Raw genomic sequence first — 9,818 nt, forward strand, 5'->3', positions numbered from 1 at the left:
AGCCGGGTCAAACAGGACACGGTGATGGGCGTGGTGTTCTCGGGCATGTTCGGGCTCGGCATCGTGCTCTATACGCAGGTGCACACCAACGTGCATCTCGATCACATCCTCTTTGGCAACATGCTGGGCGTGGGCCCGGGTGATCTCTGGACCGCCGGCAGCATTTCCCTGCTGGTGACGCTGGGGCTGGCGCTGTTCTGGAAGGCCTTGCTGCTGCACGCCTTCGACCCGGCGCAAGCGCGCGCCTCGGGGCTGCGGGTGGGATGGCTGCATTACGGGCTGCTCACCGCGCTGTCGCTGACCATCGTGGCGACGCTAACCGCAACCGGGCTGATCCTCGCGGTGGGGCTGCTGATCGCGCCGGGGGCCATCGGCTTTCTGACCTGCCGGCGCTTCGGTGGGATGATGATCGCCGCGACGCTGGCCTGCCTGTTGTCGATGCTCGCCGGCACCTATGCCAGCTTCTTCCTCGACAGCGCCCCGGCGCCGACGATCATCCTGATCCTCACCGGGGTCTTCGTGCTCGCCTTCCTGCGGCGGCTGGCGCTCACCCGCAAGGCCGCACAGACCGCAGGTTGAACGCGGCGCATTCGCATCGGGCGGTCGCGGACAAAACTGTCAAATTACTGTAACGTGTCTGTTACATTGCCGGGGCAATCGAGGCGCGAGCCAAGGACGCCCCGGCAGAGTTGCCGGCCGATACATGACAGGAGCCCGCTCGCCCATGAACCGCACCCTGATTTCCGCCATCGCCCTGAGCGCCGCGACCGCCGCATCGGCCCAGACCGCCGACCTGCCGCAGGCCAGCAGCGCATGGTTCACCGCCGGCCAGGACGCCATCCAGGCGATCATCGACCGCCAGGACAACACCAACACCGCCAAGAACGTGATCGTTCTGGTCGCCGACGGAAACGGTGTCGGCACCAACTATGCGACCCGCATCTTCGCCGGTCAGCAGGAAGGCAAGCTCGGCGAAGAGCACGTGCTGCCCTACGAGACCCCCGCGTTCCACTCGGCGCTGGTCAAGACCTACAACATCAACGCCCAGACCCCGGACTCCGCCCCGACCGCAGGCGCGATGAACACCGGCGTGAAGCAGCGTTTCAACCTGATCAACCTCGGCGAAAACGCGATCCACGGCGATTGCGACACCGTGGCGGGCAACGAGCTGACCACCTTCGCCGAGATCGTCGCGGGCATGGAGAAATCGGTCGGCGTCGTCTCGACCGCTCGCCTCACCCACGCCACCCCGGCCGCCGTTTACTCGAAGACCGCCAACCGCAACTGGGAAGGCGAAGTGCCCGAGGGCTGCACCTCCCAGAAGGACATCGCGGCCCAGCTCATCGACCAGATGGAAGCCGGCGTGATCGACCTTGCCATGGGTGGCGGCCGCCGCTTCTTTGCCGGTGAGGACGTGACCCTCGACGAGGGCGGCAAGGGCCGCCGTCCCGATGGCGTGAACCTGATCGAGAAGGCCACCGGCATGGGCGCGCAGTACGCCTGGAACACCGAGACCTTCAACGCGCTCACCCTCGACGGCACCACCCCGGTGCTGGCGCTGTTCAACGACAGCCACATGGAATACGAGGCCGACCGCGCCGATGACGACGAGCCGTCGCTCGCCGACATGACCAAGGCGGCCATCGAGTACCTGAGCCAGAACGAGAACGGCTACTACCTCGAGATCGAGGCCGGCCGCGTCGACCACGCCAACCACGACGGCAATGCCCACCGCACCCTCGTGGACGGTGTCGCCTTCACCGAGGCCGTGGCCATGGCCGACGAGCTGACCAATGACGAAGACACCCTGATCATCGTCACCGCCGACCACGAGCACGCCATCGCGTTCAACGGCTATTGCGGCCGCGGCACCCCGATCCTCGGCCTTTGCTACGACGTGGCCAAGGAGGGCGAAAAGCACAGCGACGAGCTGCTGCTGGCCGACGACGGCAAGCCCTACACCGTGATCGGCTACCTCAACGGCACCGGCTCGGTCCTCGTCGAGGGCGAGAACGGCTACGAAGGCGCGCGCCCCGACGTGACCCAGGAAGAGGCCACCGATCTCGACTACGTGCAGCAGGCGCTGATCCCCAAATCCTCAGAAACCCACTCGGGTGAAGACGTCGCCGTCTATGCCAAGGGCCCCTGGGCGCACCTGTTCGACGGCACCATCGAGCAGAACGTGATCTTCCACGTCATGCACCACGCCGTCACCGCTCAGTGAGCGCATTGACCTGACTGCGACAAGGGGCCTCGCGACGCCGGGGCCCCTTGTTTCCTGTTCCACCTGCCGCGACACTTGCCGTGCAGGTTCCCTCTTCCGGAGGACACGAGATGCCCACCCGCCGCCACTTCCTCACCGCCGCGCTCTCGGTGCCGCTGCTGGCCCGTCCGGCCCTTGCCGACGACACCCCGCTGAAGCTGCGCGAACTCTACCAGCGCAAGGGCAACGATCTCTCCGAGCTGGCGCAAAGCAGCGCGGGGCAGCGGATCACCGTCGAGGGCTTCATGGCGCCGCCGCTCAAGGCCGAGAGCACGTTCTTCGTGCTGACCAAGATCCCGATGGCGGTCTGCCCGTTCTGCGAGACCGAGGCCGAGTGGCCGAACGACATCCTTGCCGTCTATACCAAGCGCATCGTCGATGTGATCCCGTTCAACAAGAAGATCACCGTCTCGGGTGTGCTCGAACTGGGCAGCTACCGCGATCCCGAGACCGGCTTTCTCAGCATGCTCCGTCTGAGCGACGCGACCTACGGCTGATCCTGTGGGCCTGTCTCTGACCATCTCGGACCTCGTGGTTCCGGGCGGCAAGGGCCGCGTGCTGCTGTCGCTGCCGAAGCTCGAGCTGCCCGCCGGATCGCTGGTGGGCGTGCGCGGCCCCTCGGGCGCCGGCAAGTCGACGCTGCTCTACGCGCTGGCCGGGCTGCTGGAAGCGACCGGCAGCATCCGCTGGGGCGAGACCGAGCTGCTGGGCCTCGGGGCCGAGCGCCGCACCCGGTTCCGGGCCGACACGATCGGCATGATCTTTCAGGATTTCCTGCTCTTCGAAGAGCTCGACGCCAGCGCCAACGCGGCGCTCACCGCGCTGTTCCGCCCGCGCCGTGAGCGCGCTGCGATGCGGCGGCGCGCCAGCGAACGCCTGAGCGCGCTGGGCCTGGGCGATCACGCCGGCCGCCAGGTCTCGAGCTTTTCCGGCGGCGAGCGCCAGCGCGTCGCCATCGCCCGCGCCATGGCCGCCGAGGCGCCGGTGCTGCTGGCCGACGAGCCGACCGCCAGCCTCGACCGCGCCAGCGCCGACCGGCTGATCGACGACCTCGTGCAACTTGCCCGCGCCAGCGGCACCACGCTGATCGCGGTGAGCCATGACCGCCACCTGACCGACCGCATGGACCGGGTGCTGACCATCACCGACGGCGCTCTGGTGGGCGACGAGGCGCGCGCGGCATGAGCGATCTCTGGCACAGCCTTCCGGCACTGGCGCAGGATCTCCTGCTGACCCTCTGCTTGTTGCTTCCGGCGCTGCTTGTCGGGGCGCTGGTGCTGCGCGGCTTCGCGCCGTGGCCGCTGACCCGCGCCATCCTCTGGCGATTCCGCGGCGCCTCGGTGATGTTCGTGCTGCTGATCGCGATCTCGGTCGGCATGGGCATCGGGCTTCTGGCGCAGGAGCGCGGGCTGCGGCGCGGCACCGCGCAGGCCGCCGACAAGTTCGACCTGGTGATCTCGGCCCCCGGCAGCGAGCTGACGGTGATGCTGGCGGCGGTGTTCCTGCAGCCCTCCGACATGCCGCTGCTCGACGGCGCCACCTATGACGAGATCGCCAGCCACGAGTCGGTCTCGGTGGCCGCGCCGCTGGCCTTCGGAGACAGCTTTGGCGACGCGCCGGTGATCGGCACCACCGCCGAGTTCGCGCGCTACCTTGCCGACGAGCGCATCGAGGGCCGCATCTGGCAGGCCTCGGACGAGGCGCTGGCGGGCGCGCTGGTGCCGCTGGCGGTGGGCGAGAGCTTTACCCCCGCGCATGGCCATGGCGATGCGGCCGAGGGCGACGCGCATGGCGACGCGCATCTGACCGTGGTGGGCCGCATGGCGCCCACCGGCACGCCCTGGGACCGCGCCATCCTGCTGCCGGTCGAGGCGGTCTGGGAGGTGCACGGGCTGGCCAACGGCCACGCCCCGGACCGCGCCGGGCAGATCGGCCCGCCCTTCGATCCCGACTACTTCCCCGGCAGCCCCGCGGTCGTGGTCCGCGCCGAGGCGCTCTGGGCGAATTACGCGCTGCGCTCGGAGTTCACCCGCGACCGCGAGACCATGGCCTTCTTCCCCGGCGCGGTGCTGGCGGGGCTCTACGCGGTGCTGGGCGACATCCGACAGGTGATGTCGCTGATGGCGCTGGTGACGCAGGTTCTGGTTGCCGCCTCGGTGCTCTTGGGCCTCTTCATCCTGTCGCGCCTGTTCCGCCGCCAGATCGCGCTTCTTCGGGCGCTTGGCGCGCCGGCGCGCTTCGTCTTCGCGGTGGTCTGGTCGTTCGGCGCAGCGCTGCTCGTCGCGGGGGCGGGGCTGGGGCTGCTGACCGGCGTAGCGGCGGCGTCTGTGCTGTCGCGCGTCGTCACCGCCCGCACCGACATCCTCGTGACCGCGCCCATCGGCTGGAGCGAGATCCACTTCCTTGCAGGCTTCGTGTCAGTGACGCTGCTGCTTTCGCTGTTGCCCGCCGCCGTCGTCCTGCGCCAGCAGGTGGTGGACGGGCTGCGCGCCTGAGCCTGCTCGGGGCTCCCATCCAGCCGCGTCTGGCCTCTCACGTGATCGCTCCGGCGCGCCGGGCGCGACCCGGTGCCGCGCCGGTCAGGGTTGAATGACCCGCGCCGCTCTGCTTGGATTGTGGAAACACTCGGCGCCGCGCGGTGCGGTGCCGCTGAAGGCAAGAACCGCATGTCTCGCAAGAAGGATACGCGCCAGAGGGCGATCCTCGATCAGTTGGCGATCTCGCCGACGATGCGGGTGGGGCGGTTGGCCGAAACGCTCGATGTCACGACCGAAACCATCCGCCGCGATCTCCAGGAGCTTGCGGCGCAGGGCATGATCGCGCGCACCTATGGCGGTGCGATGCTGCGCCAGCCGGCGGAGCCGGCGCTGTCGGAGCGCCATCTCGAGCTGGTCGAGGAGCGCGCTGCCATCGCGCAGGCCGCGCTGTCCTACCTCTCCGGGGCGCGGGTGATCATGCTGGGCTCGGGGGCGACGACGACCCAGCTTGCCAAGTTCATCGCCATCGAAATGCACGGCATCACGGTGATCGCCCACAGCGTCAGCGTGGCCTCGGCGCTGAGCCTCAACCCGACGATTCAGGTGGTGATGGCGCCGGGGGTCTACCATGCGGGCGAGGGGGCGATGCACGGCGCGCAGGCGGTCCGGTTCCTGTCCGATTACAGCGCCGACTGGTCGGTGACCGGGGCCAGCGCCATGTCCCCTCTGGGGCCGTCGGACGCGCTGATTGACGCAGCCGACATCTATGCCACCATGCTGCGCCAGAGCGCGCGCCACATGGTGATTGCCGATCACTCCAAGTTCGACCGCATGGCCACCGCGCGCTATGCCGACTGGGGCGAGATCGACGTTCTGGTGACCGATGCGCGCCCGCAAGGGCCGCTGCGCCGGGCGCTGGTGGCGGGCGAGGTCGAGGTCAAGCTGGCGAAGGTCTGAGCGACGCCTTCGGGGGCCAAGCCCCGGCGGGTCGGCGCGTGCCGAGCGACGAGTGCCGCCGAGCCGGTTTGCCCGTTACTCCCCGCCGAGCTTCTTCAGCAGGCGCAGCAGCGTCTCCTTCTCGCGCTCGCGCAGGGGGGCCAGCGTCTCGGCGCTCACCGCGATAGCGGCATCGACCGCCTCGTCGATCAGCGCCACGCCCTCGGCAGTCAGCGAGACGAGATGGCGGCGGCGGTCGCCCGGGTCGGGCTCGGTCTTCAGCAGACCGCGCGCGATCAGCCGGTCGACCACGCCCTTGGTCGTCGCGCCGTCCATCGCCACCGAGCGCCCAAGCAGGTTCTGCGAGGTCGGTCCGTCCTCGGCCAGCCGGTGCATCACCGAGAACTGCGTCGGCGTCAGCTTGCCCGGTACGCTCTCGGCGAAAATATTGGAGTTCCTCTGATAGGCCTTGCGGAGCAGGAATCCGATCTGTTCGTCAAGCACATAGCCATGTTCGGCGCTGGTGCGGGCTTTGGGCGTGTCTTCCACGGCGGCGGGTCTCCTCTCGGGCGCCTGATCCTTACGGAAAGGGCACCCCTCTGCAAATGCTGCAGTGCAGTATAAGCGCTTGTGCCTCAGACGGAAAGATAGGCGTCGCGGATCTCGGGATGCGCCTCCAACTCCTTGAAACTGCCGTCGAACTTCTTCTCTCCGCCCTCGATGATGATGGCCCGGTCGGCCACGGCACGGGCAAAATGCAGGTTCTGCTCCGAGATCATCACCGTCAGCCCCTCGGCCTTGAGCTTCAGGATCGTCGCCGCCATCTGCTCGACGATCACCGGGGCGATGCCCTCGGAGGGCTCATCGAGCAAGAGCAGCGAGGGGTTGCCCATCAGCGTGCGCGCGATGGTCAGCATCTGCTGCTCGCCGCCCGACATGTGCTTGCCCCGGTTGGCCCGGCGCTCGGAGAGGTTGGGGAAGATCTCGAAGAGCTGTTCGACGGTCCAGTGCGGCGCGTCGTGGCGCTTGGGCTGGCGCCCGACCTCGAGGTTCTCGAGCACTGTCAGATCGGTGAAGATGCGCCGGTCCTCGGGCACGTAGCCGATGCCGTCCTTGGCGACCCGGAAGGCGGGAGCGCCGACGAGGTTCTCGCCCTGGAACACCACCTGTCCCTGCTTCGGGCGCACCAGCTGCATCACCGATTTCATCGTGGTGGACTTGCCGGCGCCGTTGCGGCCCAGCAGCGCCACCACTTCGCCGCGCCGGACCTCGAAGCTCAGGTCGTTGAGGATATGGGCCTTGCCGTAGTAGCTGTGGATGCGCTCGACGCTAAGCATGGGACTCCTCCTTGAAGAGCGTCCCGCCGCCCAGATAGACCTCCTGGACCTGCGGGTTGTTGCGCACCGCGGTGGCGTCGCCATCGGCGATCAGCTCGCCGCGGTTTAGCACCATGATGTGGTGGGAATGGGCAAAGACCACGTCCATGTCGTGCTCGGTGAACAGCACCGAAACGCCCTGATCGCGGACGATATCGGCCACCAGCTGCATTAGCTCGACGCGGGCGGTGGGGGCCATGCCGGCGGTGGGCTCGTCCATCAAGAGAAGGCGCGGGCGGTGGCAGAGCGCGATGGCGAGCTCGAGCCGCTTGAGATCGCCATAGGCGAGGATCGAGCAGGGCCGGTCGGCCTGATCCTGCATCGACACCGTCTCGAGGAACTCGAAGGCCTCCTCGCGGTAGAGCTTCCACGCCCGCGGCCCGATCGAGAAGATCTTGCGGTGGTGGCTCATCAGCGCCATCTGCACGTTCTCGATCACGGTCATCGACTGGTAGGTGCCGGTGATCTGGAAGGTCCGCCCGACGCCGCGGCGCCAGATGTCGCGCGGCTTGTGGCCGGTGATCTTCTCGCCCTCGAAGAAGACGTTGCCCTCGGTCGGTTTGAGCTGCCCCATCAGCATGTTGAAGCAGGTCGACTTGCCGGCGCCGTTGGGGCCGATCAGCGCCTTCAGCTCGCCCTTGGCGACGCTGAAGGACACGCCGTTGACCGCGAGAAAGCCGTCATAGCTCTTCTTGAGGTTCTCGACTCGCAGGATCTCGGACATCAGACCGTCTCCTCATCGGTGTGGCGGATGCGGCGCCAGAGGGTGCGCAGGGTGCCGACGATGCCTTCCGGCATCACGATCACCACGGCGATGATCACCAGACCCAGCAGCAGGCGCCAGTACTCAAGCCGGGTCAGCCAGTCCTCGACCACGGTCATGAAGCCCGCGCCGACGACGCCGCCGGCGAGCGTCTTCACGCCGCCGAGGAAGACCACGATCAGCGCGTCGAAGCTCTTGGCGATCTCGAGCTCGGTGGGGAAGACCGAGCCCTTGGCGAAGACGAAGATGCCGCCCGCCAGACCGGCCATGGCACCGGCGAGGGCGAAGGCCACGAACTGCACGCGCTTGACGTCGATGCCGGTGGCCTCGGCCTGCCGCGCGCTGTCGCGCCCGGCGCGCAGGGCGTAGCCGAAGGGGGAATGGATGACGTGGCGCAGGAACAGGATGCCGCCGACGCCGAGGATCAGGGCGAAGTAGTAATAGGTCTCGGTGCCCGAGAGCCACTCGGAGGGCCAGATGTTGACGAGGCCGTCATCGCCGCGGGTGACCGCGCGCCACTGGAAGGCGAGGCTCCAGACCAGCTGGCTGAAGGCCAGTGTCAGCATGGCGAAATAGACCCCGGTGAGGCGGATGCAGAACCAGCCGATGCCGAGCGCCAGGAGGCCCGCCGCGAGCGGCGCGAAGAGGAAGGCCAGCTCCATCGGCGTGTCGGTGTGGAACACGAGAAGCGCCGCGGCATAGGCGCCGCCGCCGAAGAAGGCGGCGTGGCCGAAGCTCACCAGCCCGCCAGAGCCGAGGATGAAATGCAGCGAGGCGGCGAAGAGCGCGAAGATCACCATGTCGATGGTCAGGATCAGCATGAACTGGTCGACGAAGAGCGGCAGCAGCGCGAGGCCGAGCAGCAGCGCCGCGACCAGCGCCTGACCCACGGGGCCATAGGGGCGGATCGGCGTCTCCGGCGCGCCGACCTGTCCGTGCTCGCCGGCGACTTCTTCGCGGCCCAGAAGGCCGTAGGGGCGGATGATCAGCACCACGGCCATGACCACGAACATCAGCACCAGCGTCGATTGCGGCAGGTAGGTGACGCCAAAGACGTTCAGGACCGAGATCAGCACCGAGGCGATGAAGGCGCCGGGCAGCGAGCCCATGCCGCCGATCACCACCACCACGAAGACCGCGCCGATGATGTTGAAATCCATCAGCAGGTCGGCGCCGCCCTTGGGCAGCTGCAGCGCGCCGCCCCAGCCGGCCAGCGCCGAGCCGAGCGCGAAGACGCCGGTGAAGAGCCAGGCCTGGTTGACGCCGAGCGCACCGACCATTTCGCGGTCCTGCGTGGCGGCGCGGACCAGCACGCCGAGCCGGGTCTTGGTGATGAGATACCAGAGCGCGAAGAGGATGAAGGGGGTGATGGCGATCAGGATGATGTCGTATTTCGGCACCGGCTCGCCGAAGATCCGCCAGACGCCGCGCAGGCCCGGGGCGCGCGGCCCGAGCCGGTCCTCGGCGCCCCAGATCATCAGCGCCAGGTCCTGGATGACGAGGATGACGCCGAAGGTGGCGACGAGCTGGAACAGCTCCGGCGCCCTGTAGATCGGGCGCAGCACCACCATCTCGACAATGGCGCCGATCAGCCCGACGGCGATGCCGGTGAGCAGGATGGCGCCCCAGAAGCCCACCGCGCCGGGCAGGATCTCCATCAGGTAGATGCCGATGAAGGCGCCGAGCATGTAGAGCGAGCCATGCGCGAAGTTGACGATCCGGGTGACGCCGAAGATCAGCGACAGCCCGGAGGCGACGAGGAACAGGGCCGCCGCATTGGCGAGACCCGTCAGGAACTGGGCGAGGAAGAAGGCCATGGTCCGGGTGGTGCTTTCCTGTCAGGCGTGCGGGCAGTTGGGGCGCGGGCGCATGGAGGCCGCGCGCTGCCCCGCGGTCGGGTGCGGATGAGGCAGGGGGGGGGGGGGGGGGGGGGGGGGGGGGGGGCGGGGGGGGGGGGCGGCGCGCGGGGGGGGGGGGGGGGATAGAAAAACAGAGAACGTCGG

The 9,818-nt window shown here is 68.3% G+C and carries 10 protein-coding genes; 6 read left to right on the plus strand and 4 right to left on the minus strand.

Annotated elements, in window-relative coordinates; all coding sequences use genetic code 11:
* From AC6RA4_RS17935 to AC6RA4_RS17960, 6 genes are all read left to right on the plus strand, one after another.
* A partial coding sequence (locus AC6RA4_RS17935) for a metal ABC transporter permease (protein WP_500162700.1) occupies nucleotides 1-579 on the plus strand: 579 nt, incomplete at its 5' end.
* A gap of 145 nt (nucleotides 580-724) precedes the next feature.
* A complete protein-coding gene (locus tag AC6RA4_RS17940; protein WP_500162702.1) occupies nucleotides 725-2,224 on the plus strand; it encodes an alkaline phosphatase in 1,500 nt (499 codons plus the stop codon).
* 110 nt (nucleotides 2,225-2,334) lie between these two features.
* Nucleotides 2,335-2,760 (plus strand): hypothetical protein, encoded by a 426-nt coding sequence (locus tag AC6RA4_RS17945; RefSeq protein WP_500162704.1) that lies wholly within the window; start codon nucleotides 2,335-2,337, stop codon nucleotides 2,758-2,760.
* 4 nt (nucleotides 2,761-2,764) lie between these two features.
* Nucleotides 2,765-3,448, plus strand: a complete 684-nt coding sequence (locus AC6RA4_RS17950; RefSeq protein WP_500162706.1) for an ABC transporter ATP-binding protein — start codon at nucleotides 2,765-2,767, stop codon at nucleotides 3,446-3,448.
* The gene (locus AC6RA4_RS17955) at nucleotides 3,445-4,758 is read left to right on the plus strand and encodes an ABC transporter permease family protein (RefSeq protein ID WP_500162707.1); all 1,314 of its coding nucleotides are present in this window, start codon (nucleotides 3,445-3,447) and stop codon (nucleotides 4,756-4,758) included. Before AC6RA4_RS17950 ends, AC6RA4_RS17955 begins: the two co-directional genes overlap by 4 nt.
* Before the next feature lie 171 nt (nucleotides 4,759-4,929).
* Nucleotides 4,930-5,697, plus strand: a complete 768-nt coding sequence (locus tag AC6RA4_RS17960) for a DeoR/GlpR family DNA-binding transcription regulator (RefSeq protein ID WP_500162709.1) — start codon at nucleotides 4,930-4,932, stop codon at nucleotides 5,695-5,697.
* 75 nt (nucleotides 5,698-5,772) lie between these two features.
* Here the strand turns inward: AC6RA4_RS17960 and AC6RA4_RS17965 are convergent, their stop codons facing one another.
* The 4 genes from AC6RA4_RS17965 to AC6RA4_RS17980 form a co-directional block, all read right to left on the minus strand.
* A complete protein-coding gene (locus AC6RA4_RS17965; protein WP_500162710.1) occupies nucleotides 5,773-6,225 on the minus strand; it encodes a MarR family winged helix-turn-helix transcriptional regulator in 453 nt (150 codons plus the stop codon).
* Nucleotides 6,226-6,311: 86 nt separating this feature from the next.
* The gene (locus AC6RA4_RS17970; RefSeq protein ID WP_500162711.1) at nucleotides 6,312-7,013 is read right to left on the minus strand and encodes an ABC transporter ATP-binding protein; all 702 of its coding nucleotides are present in this window, start codon (nucleotides 7,011-7,013) and stop codon (nucleotides 6,312-6,314) included.
* A complete protein-coding gene (locus AC6RA4_RS17975) occupies nucleotides 7,006-7,776 on the minus strand; it encodes an ABC transporter ATP-binding protein (RefSeq protein WP_500162713.1) in 771 nt (256 codons plus the stop codon). The genes AC6RA4_RS17970 and AC6RA4_RS17975 overlap by 8 nt, the downstream gene beginning before the upstream one ends.
* Complete coding sequence (locus AC6RA4_RS17980; RefSeq protein WP_500162715.1) at nucleotides 7,776-9,632, minus strand: ABC transporter permease; 1,857 nt, start codon at nucleotides 9,630-9,632, stop codon at nucleotides 7,776-7,778. Before AC6RA4_RS17980 ends, AC6RA4_RS17975 begins: the two co-directional genes overlap by 1 nt.
* Nucleotides 9,633-9,818: the final 186 nt, after the last annotated feature.

It is taken from the genome of Salipiger sp. (assembly GCF_059781815.1).

Coding starts and splice junctions, on each gene's coding strand:
- AC6RA4_RS17940 (WP_500162702.1), top strand. CDS start 725: ATGAACCGCACCCTGATTTCCGCCATCGCCCTGAGCGCCGCGACCGCC.
- AC6RA4_RS17945 (WP_500162704.1), top strand. CDS start 2,335: ATGCCCACCCGCCGCCACTTCCTCACCGCCGCGCTCTCGGTGCCGCTG.
- AC6RA4_RS17955 (WP_500162707.1), top strand. CDS start 3,445: ATGAGCGATCTCTGGCACAGCCTTCCGGCACTGGCGCAGGATCTCCTG.
- AC6RA4_RS17960 (WP_500162709.1), top strand. CDS start 4,930: ATGTCTCGCAAGAAGGATACGCGCCAGAGGGCGATCCTCGATCAGTTG.
- AC6RA4_RS17970 (WP_500162711.1), bottom strand. CDS start 7,013: ATGCTTAGCGTCGAGCGCATCCACAGCTACTACGGCAAGGCCCATATC.
- AC6RA4_RS17975 (WP_500162713.1), bottom strand. CDS start 7,776: ATGTCCGAGATCCTGCGAGTCGAGAACCTCAAGAAGAGCTATGACGGC.
- AC6RA4_RS17980 (WP_500162715.1), bottom strand. CDS start 9,632: ATGGCCTTCTTCCTCGCCCAGTTCCTGACGGGTCTCGCCAATGCGGCG.